Source organism: Microbacterium sp. ZKA21, from assembly GCF_050434165.1.
GTDB lineage: Bacteria > Actinomycetota > Actinomycetes > Actinomycetales > Microbacteriaceae > Microbacterium.
Genome location: NZ_JBNPVV010000001.1, coordinates 191,558 through 206,311, shown reverse-complemented (window position 1 = coordinate 206,311; position 14,754 = coordinate 191,558). Strand labels below are relative to the sequence as shown.

The 14,754-nt window shown below is 68.9% G+C and carries 14 protein-coding genes; 9 read left to right on the top strand and 5 right to left on the bottom strand.

Features of this window, described 5'->3' with window-relative positions; translation table 11 throughout:
- Positions 1–3 precede the first annotated feature (3 nt).
- The gene (gene ilvC / locus M2317_RS01100; RefSeq protein WP_429456504.1) at positions 4–1,032 is read left to right on the top strand and encodes a ketol-acid reductoisomerase; all 1,029 of its coding nucleotides are present in this window, start codon (positions 4–6) and stop codon (positions 1,030–1,032) included.
- A gap of 69 nt (positions 1,033–1,101) precedes the next feature.
- Here the strand turns inward: ilvC and M2317_RS01095 are convergent, their stop codons facing one another.
- Complete coding sequence (locus M2317_RS01095) at positions 1,102–3,933, bottom strand: FAD-binding and (Fe-S)-binding domain-containing protein (protein WP_429456502.1); 2,832 nt, start codon at positions 3,931–3,933, stop codon at positions 1,102–1,104.
- A 69-nt stretch (positions 3,934–4,002) separates the two neighbouring features.
- Between M2317_RS01095 and M2317_RS01090 the strand changes: the two genes are divergently transcribed.
- Positions 4,003–4,659, top strand: coding sequence for a GntR family transcriptional regulator (locus tag M2317_RS01090; protein WP_429456501.1), 657 nt, complete (start codon positions 4,003–4,005; stop codon positions 4,657–4,659).
- 4 nt (positions 4,660–4,663) lie between these two features.
- On the opposite strand, the gene M2317_RS01085 is transcribed toward M2317_RS01090, so the two are convergent.
- Positions 4,664–5,605 carry a hypothetical protein gene (locus tag M2317_RS01085; RefSeq protein WP_429456499.1) on the bottom strand — a complete coding sequence of 314 codons (942 nt, stop codon included), beginning with the start codon at positions 5,603–5,605 and terminating at the stop codon, positions 4,664–4,666.
- Between the two features lie 73 nt (positions 5,606–5,678).
- On the opposite strand from M2317_RS01085, the gene M2317_RS01080 reads away from it, so the two are divergent.
- The 4 genes from M2317_RS01080 (at position 5,679) to M2317_RS01065 (ending at position 8,723) form a co-directional block, all read left to right on the top strand.
- Positions 5,679–6,167, top strand: a complete 489-nt coding sequence (locus M2317_RS01080) for a hypothetical protein (protein WP_429456498.1) — start codon at positions 5,679–5,681, stop codon at positions 6,165–6,167.
- Positions 6,164–6,517 carry a hypothetical protein gene (locus tag M2317_RS01075; protein WP_429456496.1) on the top strand — a complete coding sequence of 118 codons (354 nt, stop codon included), beginning with the start codon at positions 6,164–6,166 and terminating at the stop codon, positions 6,515–6,517. The genes M2317_RS01080 and M2317_RS01075 overlap by 4 nt, the downstream gene beginning before the upstream one ends.
- Positions 6,518–6,640: 123 nt before the next feature.
- Positions 6,641–8,245 carry a phosphoglycerate dehydrogenase gene (gene serA / locus M2317_RS01070; protein WP_429456494.1) on the top strand — a complete coding sequence of 535 codons (1,605 nt, stop codon included), beginning with the start codon at positions 6,641–6,643 and terminating at the stop codon, positions 8,243–8,245.
- A 1-nt stretch (position 8,246) separates the two neighbouring features.
- Positions 8,247–8,723, top strand: a complete 477-nt coding sequence (locus tag M2317_RS01065; protein WP_429456493.1) for a DUF2867 domain-containing protein — start codon at positions 8,247–8,249, stop codon at positions 8,721–8,723.
- Here M2317_RS01065 and M2317_RS01060 read toward each other — a convergent pair.
- The gene (locus M2317_RS01060; protein ID WP_429456491.1) at positions 8,720–9,262 is read right to left on the bottom strand and encodes a TetR/AcrR family transcriptional regulator; all 543 of its coding nucleotides are present in this window, start codon (positions 9,260–9,262) and stop codon (positions 8,720–8,722) included. The two genes, M2317_RS01065 and M2317_RS01060, sit on opposite strands and share 4 nt — an antisense overlap.
- A gap of 94 nt (positions 9,263–9,356) precedes the next feature.
- On the opposite strand from M2317_RS01060, the gene M2317_RS01055 reads away from it, so the two are divergent.
- Genes M2317_RS01055 through M2317_RS01045 form a run of 3 tightly spaced genes read left to right on the top strand, consistent with a single transcriptional unit; the run spans position 9,357 to position 13,150 of the window.
- On the top strand, positions 9,357–10,892 hold the full coding sequence (locus tag M2317_RS01055; RefSeq protein WP_429456489.1) for an MFS transporter: 1,536 nt from the start codon (positions 9,357–9,359) through the stop codon (positions 10,890–10,892).
- Positions 10,893–10,931: 39 nt separating this feature from the next.
- Positions 10,932–11,981 carry a 3-isopropylmalate dehydrogenase gene (locus M2317_RS01050; RefSeq protein WP_429456487.1) on the top strand — a complete coding sequence of 350 codons (1,050 nt, stop codon included), beginning with the start codon at positions 10,932–10,934 and terminating at the stop codon, positions 11,979–11,981.
- A 56-nt stretch (positions 11,982–12,037) separates the two neighbouring features.
- Positions 12,038–13,150 (top strand): branched-chain amino acid aminotransferase, encoded by a 1,113-nt coding sequence (locus tag M2317_RS01045; RefSeq protein WP_429456486.1) that lies wholly within the window; start codon positions 12,038–12,040, stop codon positions 13,148–13,150.
- Between the two features lie 76 nt (positions 13,151–13,226).
- Here the strand turns inward: M2317_RS01045 and M2317_RS01040 are convergent, their stop codons facing one another.
- Both M2317_RS01040 and M2317_RS01035 read right to left on the bottom strand, forming a co-directional pair.
- Complete coding sequence (locus M2317_RS01040) at positions 13,227–14,339, bottom strand: acetamidase/formamidase family protein (protein ID WP_429456484.1); 1,113 nt, start codon at positions 14,337–14,339, stop codon at positions 13,227–13,229.
- Entirely contained in the window at positions 14,336–14,752 is a 417-nt protein-coding gene (locus tag M2317_RS01035; protein ID WP_429456482.1) for a RidA family protein, read from the bottom strand. The genes M2317_RS01040 and M2317_RS01035 overlap by 4 nt, the downstream gene beginning before the upstream one ends.
- Positions 14,753–14,754: the final 2 nt, after the last annotated feature.

Sequence of the window (14,754 nt, the reverse complement as noted above, 5' to 3'; positions counted from 1 at the left end):
CAAGTGAGTACTGAGATCTTCTACGACGCCGACGCCGACCTGTCCCTCATCCAGGGCAAGAAGGTCGCGATCGTGGGCTACGGCTCGCAGGGCCACGCCCACGCGATGAACCTGCGCGACTCGGGCGTCGAGGTCGCCATCGCCCTCAAGGACGGCTCGAAGTCCATCGCGAAGGCGGAGGAGGCCGGCTTCCCGGTCAAGAACGTCGCCGACGCGACCGCCTGGGCCGACCTGATCATGATCCTCGCGCCGGACCAGCACCAGCGCACGATCTACTCCGAGTCGATCGCACCGAACCTGTCCGCGGGCAAGACCCTCGCCTTCGCGCACGGCTTCAACATCCGCTTCGGCTACATCGACGCTCCCGAGGGCGTCGACGTGATCCTGATCGCCCCGAAGGCACCAGGCCACACCGTGCGCCGCGAGTTCGTCGCCGGCCGCGGCATCCCGGACATCATCGCCGTCGAGCGCGACGCATCCGGTCACGCCTGGGATGTGGCGCTCGCGTACGCGAAGGCCATCGGCGGCACCCGTGCCGGCGTCATCAAGACGACCTTCACGGAAGAGACCGAGACCGACCTGTTCGGCGAGCAGGCCGTGCTCTGCGGTGGCATGAGCCACCTCGTGCAGGCCGGCTTCGAGACGCTGGTCGAGGCGGGCTACCAGCCGCAGATCGCCTACTTCGAGGTGCTGCACGAGCTGAAGCTCATCGTCGACCTGATGTGGGAGGGCGGCATCGCCAAGCAGCGCTGGTCGATCTCCGACACGGCCGAGTTCGGCGACTACGTCTCCGGCCCGCGCGTCGTCGACGCCCGCGTCAAGGAGAACATGAAGGGCGTGCTCGCGGACATCCAGTCCGGTGCCTTCGCGACGCGCTTCATCGAGGACCAGGACAACGGCGCCACCGAGTTCCTGGCGCTGCGCGCCAAGGAGCAGGAGCACCCGATCGAGGTCACCGGTCGCGAGCTGCGTTCGCTGTTCTCCTGGAAGCAGACCGACGAGGACTACACCGAGGGTTCCGCCGCGCGCTGATACCTTCGCATTCGAAGAACGGGCGTCCCTCGCGGGGCGCCCGTTCTTCGTCTCGGTGGTTCGGAGGCGTCAGCGGGTGAGCTCCTCCAGGACCTCGACCACATGCCGGTACGGCTTGCCGGTGGCGCGGCTCATGCCGATCTCGCACGTGCGGTTCGCGGACACGAACGCGTCGAAGCCTCCGCGCTCGGCCTCGGCCTCGGCCACCTCGGCCGACTCGACGGCGGTGGCGCTGGCGGTGAGCTCGGGGTGCAGCATGCCGCGATCACCGGCGAAGGCGCAGCATCCCCAGCCTTCCGGCACGTAGACCTCGTCGGCGACCGCCGCCGCCAGGGCCGTCAGCGCGGACGTCGCACCCAGCGCGGTCGTGGAGCATGTGGGATGGACCGCGATCCGTTCGAGTTTCGTCGGCACGCTGAGCCGGGGGAGAACCTCTCTGGCGATGTACGTGGTGGCGTCCTCGATGACGAGCCCCGTGTACTCCGGCCGCTCGGCGACGGACCTGGCGAGCATCACGTGCAGCCCCTCCGTGCACGAGGCCGCTTCGCACACGACGGGGAGCTCGCCCTGACGGCTCGCCGCCCAGAGCGATGCCAGGACGCGATCGGTCATCCGGTCGTAACCCGAGAGCTGGCCCTTCGACTTCCATGGCGTCCCGCAGCAGAGGCCACCGGTGTCGTCGGGGATCGCGATCGGGATGCCGGCGCGATCGAGCAGGGTCATCACCGCATCCCTGGATCCCTCTCCGTTTCCTTCCGGGCCGAACATCGTCGCGATGCAGGCACCGAAGAACACCGCCTCCGCGTCCGCGGGCGAGGACGGTCGAGGCGGACGGGAGCCGCCACGGGGGAGGCCGGCGTCGTACAGCGGCACCGTGTCCGCACCGAGCACCGCTCTGCCGAGCCTGGTCACTCCGGTCACGAGCGGCGCAGGGACGGCATCGGCGAGCGTCAGCGCCGCGCCGCCGATCCGGGTGACGGCGCCCCAGGCCTTCGCCGCGCCATCCCACACTCCGTCCTCGAGTCTGGTGGCCTCCTCGGCACGCAGACGACGTACGAGGTCGCCGGTGTTGATGTCGACAGGGCACGCGACAGCGCACATGCCGTCGACCGCGCAGGTCTGGACGCCCTCGTAGTCGTAGTCGGCGCGCAGCTCCTTCAGCAGCGCCGTGTCGCCGTCCTGCTCGGCCCAGGTCATGTCACGGCGGAGCACGATGCGCTGGCGCGGAGTGAGGGTGATGTCCTTGCTCGGGCAGGTCGGCTCGCAGTATCCGCATTCGACGCAGCGGTCCACTTCGCTCTCGACGGTCGGTACGCGCTTGAGATCGTGCAGATACGACTCCGGATCCTCGGACAGGACGACTCCGGGATTGAGGATGCCGGCAGGATCGAGCAGGCGCTTGATGTCCCACATCATGTCGGTGAGGAGGTCGCCGTACTGGCGGCGCACGAACGGGGCCATGATGCGCCCGGTGCCGTGCTCTGCTTTCAGCGAGCCGCCCTGACCGAGCACGAGGTCGACGAGATCGGCCGTGAACCGGCGGTACCGCGCGAGGCTCTCCTCGTCGTCGAACTTCTCGTTCAAGAGGAAATGGACGTTGCCGTCCTTCGCGTGACCGAAGATCACCGACCCGTCGTAGCGGTGCTCGGCGAAGAGCTCGATGAGGCGCTCGCACGTGACGAGGAGGCGGTCCACCGGGACCACGATGTCCTCGAGCAGCGCGGTCGTGCCCGACGGGCGCGCCCCGGCGACTGCGGTGTACAGGCCCTTGCGGACGTGCCACAACGACGCCCGCTCGGCGGCGTCGGTCGTCAGCTTCGGCGCGACCGCGAGGGGAAGGGCGGCGAACTGCGCGATGGCCGCCTCGGAGGCCGCGGCGAGCTCGTCGGCACCGGACGCGTGCACTTCGACGAGCAGTGCCGCGTGCGCGTCGACCGCGATCTCCGCGATGGATGCCGGGACATCGCTGAGTCCCTGGGCGACGCGGAGTGACGCGGCATCCATCAACTCGACGGTCGCGAGGCCCTGCTCGACGAGACCGGGCAGCGCCGCCATGGCGTCCGCCAGCGTGGCGAAGACGAGCAGACCGGTCGCGATCTGCGGGCGGATCCGGATGGTCCGGAACCGCGCTTCCGCTACGAACGCGAGCGTCCCCTCGGAGCCGATCACCAGATGCTCGAGGATCTTGACCGGATCGTCGAAGTCCAGCAGGGAGTTCATCCCGTAGCCCATCGTGTTCTTCATGGCGAACTGCGCGCGGACGAAGGCGACGGCGTCCGGCGCGGCGAGCAGGCGTGCGCGCAGCGCGAGCAGGCCGTCGGCTATCGCGGGCTCGGCGGCCCGCAGCCGCGCGTTCGCGTCGGGTGCACCGGTGTCGATGATCGTGCCGCTGGGCAGGACGAGCACGAGCGAGTCGACCGTGCGATACGAGTTCTCCGTGATGCCGCATGCCATGCCGCTGGAGTTGTTCGCGACGACGCCGCCGATCGTGCAGGCGATCTCGCTGGCCGGGTCGGGGCCCAGCTTGCGTCCGAAGCGCGCGAGGCGCGTGTTCACCTGGCGCACGGTCGCCCCGGGGCCGACGCGCACGATACCGCCATCGTCCTCGAGCGCGATGTGACGGAACGCCGAGCGGGTGTCGACGAGGATGTCGCCGGTCACGCCTTGGCCGGACAGGCTGGTGCCGCCGGAGCGGAAGGTGAGCGTCCGTCCGGCCGAGCGGACGGCGTCGAACGCGCGGGCGACGCCCTCGGCATCCTTCGGGGTGAGCACAGCATCCGGGATGAGCAGGTAGTGCGATGCGTCGTGCGCGCGGGCGAACCGGTCGATCGAGCGGGACGTGACGGTCGTGTCCTGTCCGAGCACGGCGGAGTCGAGAGGATGGGCGAGTGTCGTTGACACAGAGGCTCCTTCGCGTCGGATTGTCTGACAAGTGTACCGACTCGCGTCCGCTGCTCTAGGCTGACTCGCATGTCAAGCGTTCCGCAGTCCGCGTTGGAGGTCGTCGGGGTCGTGGATGCCGTCACGCAACGGCTGCGCGGCAGCATCCTGAGCGGCGACATCCGCCCGGATGCGCCGGTGACCGAGGCGAGGGTGTCGCAGGAGTACGCGGTCGCGCGGCCCAGCGCGAAGGCCGCGATCGAGCAGCTCGTGGCATCCGGACTCCTGGTGCGCACAGCGCATCGCAGCGCGCGGGTGGTCGCGATCGACGCCGATGTCGTGCGCGACGTCTACCGGACGCGCACGCGGCTGGAGAGCGCCGCGCTGCGCGAGCTCGCACTGGTGCGTGAGGTTCCGGCCGCCGCCGCGGAGGCGAATCAGGAGATCCTGGCGATGCCCGCCGGCCCCGACCCGGCGACGGTCGATCCCGACCTGCGCTTCCACCAGGCGCTGATCCACGCGCTGCGCAGCGAGCGCACCTCGCGGATGTATGCGAGCGTGCTCGACGAGGTGCGACTGTGCATGGCACAGGTTCAGGGCAGGAGGCTATTGGATGCCGCAGTCATCGCCGGCCAGCATCAGGCGATGCTCGCCGCCGTCGCGGACGGCGACGGCGAGCGCGCAGCGAGGCTGCTGACCGACCACCTCGCCGCGGCCGAGAAGCGCCTCGTCGACGCGCTGGGCTGAACGGTCACTGCTCCTGTTCGACCGGAGCGTCCTCGATGACCAGCGGCGGCTCGACGTCGGCGCCCCACACCGGAGCCGGGAGCACGGTGTCGACCTGACCGGCCTGGATCTCGCGCAGCGCGTCGGTGATCTCATCGGCGTTCTCCGGGACGGGAAGACCGCAGGTCTGCATCTCGGACTCGAACTTCAGCGTGAGGCGGATCTTGCCCGCCGCGACCGCCTCGGCCGTGGTGCCGGACATGATCTCGCTGCCGGTCTGGATGTCGGAGACCTCGTCGCAGACGTGGTAGACCTGACCGCCGTCGACCCAGAACACCTCGTCCTCGCCCAGCAACTGGATGACGGCGGACTGATCTGCCGTGTACTGCTCGACGGAGGACGGCGCGAAGTCGATGCCGAAGAAGACCGCGACGGCGGCCAGCACGATGCCGATGATCCCGGCCGTCGCCTTCTGCCCTTTGTCCATGTCCTTGTTGAGGAAGATGAGGATGATCAGAGGCACGAAGGCGATGATCGCGATGATCACGCCGAGCTGGTTCTGGACGAAGAACTTGACGGTGTCGGACTTCCGGGCCGGATCCAGACGGTTCGCCTTCTTCCACAGCAGCGATCCGCCGATCGACAGCGCGGCGATGACGACGAGCAGGACGATGAGCGTGATGAACGCCCACTGCGGGAAGGTCGCCGTGACACCCTGCTCCTCGAGCAGTCCCGTGTCGGGATCGCGCACGAGCGCGCCGTCCTCGCCGACGTACACGCGCTGCCGCAGCAGCCAGAAGATCCCGACGGCCTCGGTCGCGATCGCGAGCACCCAGAGCCCGAGGGCGATCCACCGGAATGTCAGCGACTGCTTCTTGGCAGCCGCCGTCGGCGTCCAATCGGCACCGGCCGCCGATGTTCCGGCTGCGGCCGACGCGCCGACCGATTCCTTGTCCTGTCCAGCCACCGTGTGCTCCCCCTCATCGAATTCTGGCACTGAGCCTACTGGGACCGCTCGCGGCATCGCTACGCTGGAGGGCATGACATCGGATCCGGACGACGCGCTCTCCTGGGAGGGCGACGAGGGTCGTCCCGCGCAGAAGCCGAGCCTGCCGCAGGGCTGGAACGCCGTGGGCAAGGGCAGCGACCGCGTCACGACCGAAGGTGCGACTTCCGCCGAGGCTGCTGCCGAGGAAGCGCCTGCGGACGAGTCCGATGAGACGGAGCCCGCGGGCATGAGCCCGGCGATGCTGCTGTTCGTCGGCATCTTCGGCGGGATCTATCTGCTCTACGCGGTGGGATGGGTGATCGGCGGGCTGAGTCTGAAGCCGCTCGCGAACCTCATCGTGGCCGATGCCATGTACGTGCCGTGGTTCGTCCTCGCCGTCGCGGCCCCCGCGCTGTGGATGCTCACGGTCTGGCTGCTCACCCGAGGGGCGCAGGCCTGGGTGCGCGTCCTGCTGCTCCTCGCCGGTGCCGTGCTGCTCGTGCCCTGGCCCTTCGTGATGGTGGGAGCGATCGGATCATGACCGAGAACACGTCCGCACAGGTATCCGTCCGCCCGACGCCGGGATGGCTGTCCGCGCTCGTCGTCGGCCTCAGCGGCCTCTTCTACGCCTATGCCATCTGGAACGCCATCGCCCATATCGTCGCGATGTCCCAGCCCGCCGGGCTCACCGGCACCGGTTGGATCACGCTGGTATTCGGCGCAGTGTTCCCGGCGATCGTGTTCGCGCTCGCCTGGGTGATCGGGCGCCGTCGCAACGTCGGAGAACTGGCCCTCGTGATGCTCACGGGGCTCTCGGTCGTCGCGGTGTTCTGGCTGAGCCTGGTCGGCTACAGCATCCTGAACATGGATGCTCTGGTCAATCTCTCCTGAGCCGGCCGTCACACGGGGCGGGGGAGCTTTCGTGCTCGGGTACAGTGGAAGCGATCGCGCCCCGAAGGCGTGCGGCGCATCGATCCCACCCGCGTTGTGACGCTCACTCTGAAGGATCCACCTGTGCCGAAGCCCGTCGTGCTCATCGCCGAAGTCCTCTCGCCCGCCACGATCGAGGCCCTCGGCCCCGACTTCGACATCCGCAATGTCGACGGAACGGATCGCGAGGCGCTCTTCTCGGCGCTGACGGATGCGGATGCTGTGCTCATCCGCTCCGCGACGAAGATCGATGAGGAGGCGCTCGGCCACGCGCCCAAGCTGAAGGTCGTCGCCCGTGCGGGCGTGGGGCTCGACAACGTCGACATCAAGGCCGCGACGTCCGCGGGCGTCATGGTGGTCAACGCGCCCACCTCGAACATCATCTCCGCCGCCGAGCTGACCTGCGGCCACATCCTCAGCCTCGCCCGCCACGTGCCCGCGGCGAACGCCTCGCTCGCCGCTGGGGAGTGGAAGCGCAGCGCCTACACCGGGACCGAGCTGTTCGAGAAGACGCTCGGCGTCGTCGGCCTCGGCCGGATCGGCGCCCTGGTCGCGGCGCGCATGCAGGGCTTCGGGATGAAGGTCGTCGCGTACGACCCGTATGTGACGAGCGCCAGGGCTCAGCAGCTCGGCGTCGAACTGCGCACCTTCGACGAGCTGGTCGCGGAGAGCGACTTCATCACCATCCACATGCCGAAGACGCCCGAGACCACCGGGATGATCGGCGCCGAGCAGTTCGCTGCGATGAAGAAGACCGGCTACGTCATCAACGTCGCCCGTGGTGGATTGATCGACGAGGAGGCGCTGCACGCAGCGCTCGTGGCCGGCGAGATCGCGGGTGCGGGCCTCGACGTGTTCACCTCGGAGCCCCCTGCCGAGGGCGGCTCCGCGCGCGCTCTGCTCGACCTGCCCAACGTCGTCGTGACGCCGCACCTGGGCGCCTCGACCGACGAGGCGCAGGAGAAGGCCGGCGTCTCGGTCGCCCGGTCGGTCAAGCTCGCGCTCGAGGGCGACCTGGTTCCGGATGCCGTGAACGTCGCCGGCGGGATCATCGACCCGTTCGTGCGCCCCGGAATCGACCTCGTCGAGAAGCTCGGTCAGGTCTTCAGCGGGCTGACCACGTCGGCCCTCACGAGCCTCGACATCGAGGTCCGCGGCGAACTGGCCGACTACGACGTCAGCGTCTACAAGCTCGCCGCGCTCAAGGGCATCCTGTCCAACGTCGTGAGCGAGAACGTCTCCTACGTCAACGCACCGCTGTTCGCCGAGCAGCGCGGCATCGAAGCGCGTCTGATCGTCGAGAAGGAGAGCCCGGAGTACCGGAACCTCACGACGCTGCGCGGCGCGCTCGCGGATGGCACGGTGCTCACCGTCGCCGGCACGCTCGCGGGAACCCGCATGGTGCAGAAGATCGTCGGCGTCAACGGGTACGACCTCGAGGTTCCGCTCGATCAGCACCACATCGTGATGCTCTACACCGACCGCCCCGGCATCGTCGCGGTGTACGGGCAGAAGTTCGGTGACGCGGGGATCAACATCGCCGGCATGCAGATCGCCCGCCGTGAGGCCGGCGGTCAGGCGCTGTCGATCCTGACCGTGGATTCGCGGGTGCCAGAGGAGCTGCTGGCCGAGGTCGGCGCGGACATCGATGCATCGGTGATCCGCCAGATCGAGATCACCGAGGACTGAGATGAGCACGGGGGAGCCGCTGACCGATCCCTCGTTCTTCAGCCTTGCGTTCGGCGAGGGACGCTTTGATCACGGCGACGTCGCGCTGGTGCCGATTCCCCCTGGCGTCACGACGGATCCGCGGGTGTGGGCCGAGACGCTGTTCTCGCGCGATGCGATTCCGGCACCTGTCCAGGCGCTGTTCGGCCTGCGGATGCTGTTCGCCGCCATGATCGGACTGCGGTCGTCGCCGTCCGGCGTGTTCGACGTGCGCGAGGTGCGCGGCGACGAGGCTCTGCTGGCCTTCGACGACGACCACCTCGATTTCCGCTGCGGGGTGGGAGTCGATGCGGCGACCGGGGTCGTCCGGGTGACGACGGTCGTCCGACTGCACGGCTGGCGTGGACGGATCTACTTCGCTCCCGTGAGCCTGCTGCATCCGCTGATCCTGCAGTCGATGCTGCGGAGAACCAGGCGGATCCTCGCCCGCCGACGCTAGCGCGTCGCCCGCAGGACCAGGTCGATCAGCGCCTGGAGCTCAGGACCGTGCGGCACCAGACGTTCCGGTCCGTGGACGTCGAGCGAGTTGTTGAAGTAGAGCCCGTCGCTCACCAGCATCACGAGGTCGAGCGCGGTCTCGTCGCGGACGTGCGGGCGGATCGCTCCAGCCCACCGGCCGCGGACCTGCCGCAAGGCGTCGGATGCCGCGGCGTGCCCGCCCTGCGCGAGTCGAGAGGTGGCGATCAGGGCGCGATCGAGCGCGTCGTCCTCCATGACCGAGGTGCGCACGTAGTACGCGACCGGGCCCTCGTCGGCATCCGTCATCCGCTCGAGATCGAGATCGGTCAGGCGGGCGAGTCGTCCGAGAAGGCCTGCGGCCAGTTCTTCCTTCGAGGCGAAGTGGTACAGCAGTCCGCCCTTGGAGACCCCGGCGGCCTTGGCCGTCGCGTCCAGCGTCGCCGCACGCTCTCCGTCGTCGATGAGGATCGCTTCGAAGGCGTCCAGAACGCGTTCGCGTGCGAGGGGAGGACGGGGCATGGGGCACCTCTGCTCAGGATCTGATCGGCTCCGACTCTGTTACTATACCATCCGGACGGTTAAGTAACCTTCCCAGAGAGCGCAGAGGTGAAAGATGACCGCGTCGATCCCGACGGTGGACACGGAGATGGATGCGCCGCGCGTCGGCGCCCGCGGATGGTGGGCGCTCGTCGTGCTCATGCTCCCGGTGCTGCTGGTGTCGGTGGACAACACCGTGCTGAGCTTCGCGCTGCCCGAGATCGCGATCGCGCTTTCGCCGAGCGGCGCCGAGCAGCTCTGGATCATCGACATCTATCCGCTCGTGCTCGCCGGGCTCCTCGTCACCATGGGCACGCTGGGGGACCGCTTCGGCCGCCGGAGGATGCTGTTGATCGGCGCCACCGGATTCGCCGCCGTGTCGGTGCTCGCGGCCTTCGCCCCGACCGCCGGGCTGCTCATCGCCGCCCGTGCGCTGCTCGGGTTCTTCGGCGCGATGCTCATGCCCTCGACGCTGTCGCTGCTGCGGTCGATCTTCCGCAATCGCGACCAGCGGCGTTTCGCGATCGCTGTGTGGGCCTCCGCGTTCTCGGCGGGGGCCGCGCTCGGCCCGATCGTCGGTGGCTTCCTGCTCGAGCACTTCGCCTGGGGAGCGGTGTTCCTCATCGCGGTCCCCGTGCTCATCCCGCTGCTGATCGCGGCTCCGCTCCTGGTGCCGGAGAGCCGGGACCCGAATCCGGGGAGAATCGATCCGATCAGCATCGTGCTGTCGATGGCGACCATGGTCCCTGTCGTGTACGCGATCAAGTCGCTCGCCGTGGAGGGCCCGAGCTGGAGCGCTGCCGCGTGGACGGCTCTCGGCGTCCTGATGGGGCTCCTGTTCGTGCGCCGTCAGCTGCGGGCGGAGACCCCGATGCTCGACATGCAGCTTTTCCGGCGGGGATCGTTCTCGGGTGCGATCCTGGTGAACCTGCTCAGCGTGGTCGCGCTCGTCGGATTCCTGTACTTCGTGTCGCAGCATCTGCAGCTCGTCCTGGGGCTTTCCCCGATGCAGGCCGGGTTCGCCCTGGTGCCGGGGATGGCCGCGATGATCGCCGCGGGGCTGGCCGTGGTGCCGGTCTCACGGCGTGTGCCGCCGCATCTGGTGGTCCCCGGGGCGCTCGTGTTCTCGGTCATCGGATACCTGATGGTCGCCTTCAGCACCGAGGACCACGGCGTGCTGCCGCTGATCGTCGCGTTCGTCGTCCTCGGCATCGGCATCGGTGCGGCGGAGACCATCTCGAACGAGCTGATCCTCTCCAGCGCGCCGGCGGCGAAGGCCGGGGCCGCGAGTGCGGTCTCGGAGACGGCCTATGAACTGGGCGCCGTGCTGGGCACGTCCATCCTCGGCGGGCTCATCACCGCGTTCTACCGTGGTTCGCTCGTGATCCCCGACGGGATCCCGGACGGTGCTGCGGATGCTGCCCGCGAAACGCTGGCCGGGGCGTACACCGAGGCGCAGCGGCTCCCCGCCGACCTCGGCGATGCATTGTGGGATGCGGCGGCAACCGCGTTCGGCTCCGGCGTGACCGTGACGTCCCTCATTGGGGCGGGTCTGGTCGTGCTGGCCGGCGTCATCGCGGCCGTCACACTGCGCGCGTCCCGTACGCACTGACCAGTACGCTGGGAAGCATTCCCCGATGCAAGGAGTGTCATGTCGCGTGTCGTGAAGCTGGCCGTCATCCCCGGTGACGGGATCGGTCCCGAGGTGGTGGCCGAGGCGGAACGCGTGCTGGATGCCGTGACGGCGTCGAGCGACGTCGTCTTCGACAAGACGCGGTTCTCGCTCGGGGCGGCGCGCTACCTCGAGACCGGCGACACGCTCACGGATGAGGACCTGGCGGCCATCGTCGCGCATGACGCGATCCTGCTCGGCGCGGTCGGCGGGCAGCCGGGAGACACGCGGCTGAAGGACGCGAACATCGAGCGCGGGCTGCTGCTCAAGCTCCGATTCACGCTCGATCACTACGTGAACCTGCGCCCGTCGAAGCTGTATGCAGGAGCCCAGGGGCCGCTCGCCGATCCGGGCGAGATCGACTTCGTCGTCGTCCGCGAGGGCACCGAAGGGCCCTACGTCGGCAACGGCGGCTCGATCCGCACGGGGACGCCGCAGGAAGTCGCGAACGAGACCAGCGTGAACACCGCGTTCGGCGTCGAGCGCGTCGTCCGGTACGCGTTCGAGCTGGCGGAGCGCCGCAGCCGGAAGCTCACGCTCGTGCACAAGACGAATGTGCTCGTGCACGCCGGTGGCATCTGGCAGCGCATCGTGAACGAGGTGGCGCTGGAGCACCCGGACGTGGCCGTAGACTATCTGCACGTCGACGCGGCCACCATCTTCCTGGTCACGAACCCGGCTCGCTTCGACGTGATCGTCACCGACAACCTCTTCGGGGACATCCTCACTGATCTGGCCGGCGCCGTCACCGGTGGCATCGGCCTCGCCGCCTCGGGGAACATCAACCCGCGAGGAGACTTCCCGTCGATGTTCGAGCCCGTCCACGGGTCGGCGCCGGACATCGCGGGTCAGCAGAAGGCCGATCCCACTGCAGCGATCCTCTCCGTCGCGCTCCTGCTCGACCACCTCGGGCTGCGCGACGAGTCCGCGCGCATCAGCCGGGCCGTCGAGGAGGACATCGCCGTACGGGATGCCGCCCGTTCAACAGCTCAGGTCGGCGACGCGATCATCGCCCGTCTCCAGGCGTAACCTGGGATACGGCGCAGCGTTCGCCACCGATTCGGACCGTCAGGACACCACACATCATGACCATCGGACTTCCTCTCCAGGCTCCTTCCCCCGCAGGCCTCATCTGGCAGGTGACGCGCAACGAGAACGCGCGCTCCGAAGCCGAACGCGACGAGATTCTGCAGAATCCCGGTTTCGGTCAGTACTTCACCGATCACATGATCGACCTGTGCTGGTCGGAGAAGGGCGGCTGGCACCGTCCCCGCGTGCAGCCTTACGGCCCGATCCCGCTCGATCCGGCCGCCGCCGTGCTGCACTACTCGCAGGAGATCTTCGAGGGGCTGAAGGCCTACCGGCACGCCGACGGTTCGGTGTGGACCTTCCGCCCCGACCGCAACGCCGCCCGTCTGCAGCGTTCGGCGCGTCGACTCGCCCTGCCGGAGCTGCCGGAAGAACTGTTCATCGAGTCGCTCAAGCAGCTCGTCGCCGTCGACTCCGCCTGGGTGCCGAGCAACCCGGAGGAGAGCCTGTACCTGCGCCCGTTCATGTTCGCGAAGGAGGCGTTCCTCGGCGTGCGGGCGGCGAAGAAGGTCGGCTACTACCTGATCGCCAGCCCCGCCGGAGCGTACTTCCCCGGTGGTGTGCAGCCGGTGAACATCTGGCTGTCGACCGACTACGCGCGCGCCGGCCATGGTGGCACGGGTGCGGCGAAGACCGGCGGCAACTACGCATCCAGCCTGCTGCCCCAGGAGGAGGCGTACGCGAAGGGATGCCAGCAGGTGCTGTTCCTCGATGGGCAGTACATCGAGGAGCTCGGCGGCATGAACCTCGTGCTCGTCACGCGGGATGGACGCCTGCTGACGCCGGCATCCGATTCGATCCTCGACGGCATCACTCTCGCCTCGATCCTGGAGCTCGCCGCGGACCGCGGGCTGACGGTCGAGCGTCGCAAGCTCACGATCGACGAGTGGCGCGAGGGCGCGGCATCCGGTGAGATCGTCGGCGCGTTCGCCTGCGGAACCGCCGCCGTCGTGGTGCCGATCGGCAAGCTGATGAGCGACGAGTTCGAGATCGTGCACGAGGGACCGGAGGCGAGTGAGCTCGCCCTGTCGCTGCGCGAGGAGCTCACCGACATCCAGTACGGCCGGCGCGAGGACACGCACGGCTGGCTGCTGCGTCTGGACGCCTGACCCCTCGACGAGATCTCCCGCACCCGCGAAGCCCCGTCGTGACCGCGAACCGGTGACGACGGGGCTTCGGTGCTGCTCAGGCCCAGGTGCGCCAATCGCGCTTGGGGATGAGGCAATGCACCCCGACCACGCCGTCGACGACCTGCGACACCTCGAAATCGCCTGCCGCCGAGAGATAGGCCAGCGCCGATTGCCTCGGAATCTCGAAGCGCTCGGCGAGGAACCGGATCGCTTCCCGCACGGCGACGCGCATGGCCTCGTCGAGACTCGCCGCCATACCCGTCGGGATCCAGTGCTCCGGCGTTTCGCCGAACGGCGTGGTCAGCGCGCCGAAGAGCCCTGCGCTCTCTTGCGCCGGGACGACAGTCAGCGTCAGAGTCGCGCGCAGCGAGGCCTCCAGCGCCGTGAGGGCCACCTCGCCGTTGCCCTGAGCGAAGTGCGGATCGCCGGCGAAGAACAGCGCGCCTTCGCTCCGGATCGGGAGATACAGCGAGCTGCCGACGACGAGGTGCTTGATGTCGATGTTGCCCCCGTGCGGACCCGGGGGAACCGAGTGCGCGGGAGCATCATCCGGCCCGGCCACGCCCATGAGACCGAGGAAGGGGGCCAACCGGAACGAGGCCGACCGCAGCTCGTCGATGCGGAAGCGGCCTGTCGCCCCGCCGCCGTCGCCGTCCTCCTCGACCCAGCAGAAGTGCGACACGGTGCCGGAATCGGGATGCAGATCGGGTTTCCACGGATGCGCGGCGCGTAGGGGATACTCGCCGGGGAGCGCGCCGAATCCGTGCCGGTTGCTGATGAATCCGTAGTCCACCCGACGGTCCAGGGCACGGATGTCCACGCGGAGCACGTCACCGGGGCGGGCTCCTGCCACGGCGACCGGACCCGTCACGACGTGGGGGCCGTCCGCATCCGTGTTGACCACATCGCTCTCGGCCAGCTCGATCGCGTCTCGGAGCACGTCGTCGCGGCCGTGGGCGGCGAGGAAGGCGCGGGGGTCGCGTCCCTGGTCGGCGAGGATGCCCTCGTGCGAGAGGGTGTCCAGCGTCACGCTGTCGCCGGAGCGCACGGTCAGCGCCGGCGTGCTGGCCGCCGTCGGCAGCCATCCCCAACCCACCTCATCGGGACGGCACGGCAGATAGTGCTCACCCCGGATCACTCCGCGGCCCGGATCCAGGAGCGTGCTCACGATCGGTCCTCCTCACGGATGCCGACCACGAGGTCGATCTCGATCAGCGCTCCGACGGCGAGGCCGCGGACACCGATGCACGTGCGCGCCGGCAGCGGATCGGCGAACCAACGACGGTAGACGGTGTTGACCGCCTCGTAGTCGCCGAAGTCCTCGAGGTACACCCGCACCATGAGCGCGTCGTCGAGTCGGGCTCCGCACGCGGTGACCACGGCGTCGAGGTTGCGCAGAACCTGCTCGGTCTGCTCTTCGACGCCGCCGGGCACGACCTCACCGGTCTCCGGGGTCGTCGGCATCTGCCCGGTGACGAACAACTGGTCGCCCCATCGGATCGCGTGGGAGAACGGGCCGACCTGCGCGGGCACGCCGGGGACGCCCTTCAGGTCGTAAGCGGTCTTCGTCCTGGTCTTCATCG

Bases quoted from the DNA above. Each gene is read 5' to 3' on its own strand.
- M2317_RS01090 (WP_429456501.1), top strand. From the start codon at position 4,003: ATGTCAAGCGTTCCGCAGTCCGCGTTGGAGGTCGTCGGGGTCGTGGAT.
- M2317_RS01080 (WP_429456498.1), top strand. From the start codon at position 5,679: ATGACATCGGATCCGGACGACGCGCTCTCCTGGGAGGGCGACGAGGGT.
- M2317_RS01075 (WP_429456496.1), top strand. From the start codon at position 6,164: ATGACCGAGAACACGTCCGCACAGGTATCCGTCCGCCCGACGCCGGGA.
- M2317_RS01065 (WP_429456493.1), top strand. From the start codon at position 8,247: ATGAGCACGGGGGAGCCGCTGACCGATCCCTCGTTCTTCAGCCTTGCG.
- M2317_RS01060 (WP_429456491.1), bottom strand. From the start codon at position 9,262: ATGCCCCGTCCTCCCCTCGCACGCGAACGCGTTCTGGACGCCTTCGAA.
- M2317_RS01055 (WP_429456489.1), top strand. From the start codon at position 9,357: ATGACCGCGTCGATCCCGACGGTGGACACGGAGATGGATGCGCCGCGC.
- M2317_RS01050 (WP_429456487.1), top strand. From the start codon at position 10,932: ATGTCGCGTGTCGTGAAGCTGGCCGTCATCCCCGGTGACGGGATCGGT.
- M2317_RS01045 (WP_429456486.1), top strand. From the start codon at position 12,038: ATGACCATCGGACTTCCTCTCCAGGCTCCTTCCCCCGCAGGCCTCATC.
- M2317_RS01035 (WP_429456482.1), bottom strand. From the start codon at position 14,752: ATGAAGACCAGGACGAAGACCGCTTACGACCTGAAGGGCGTCCCCGGC.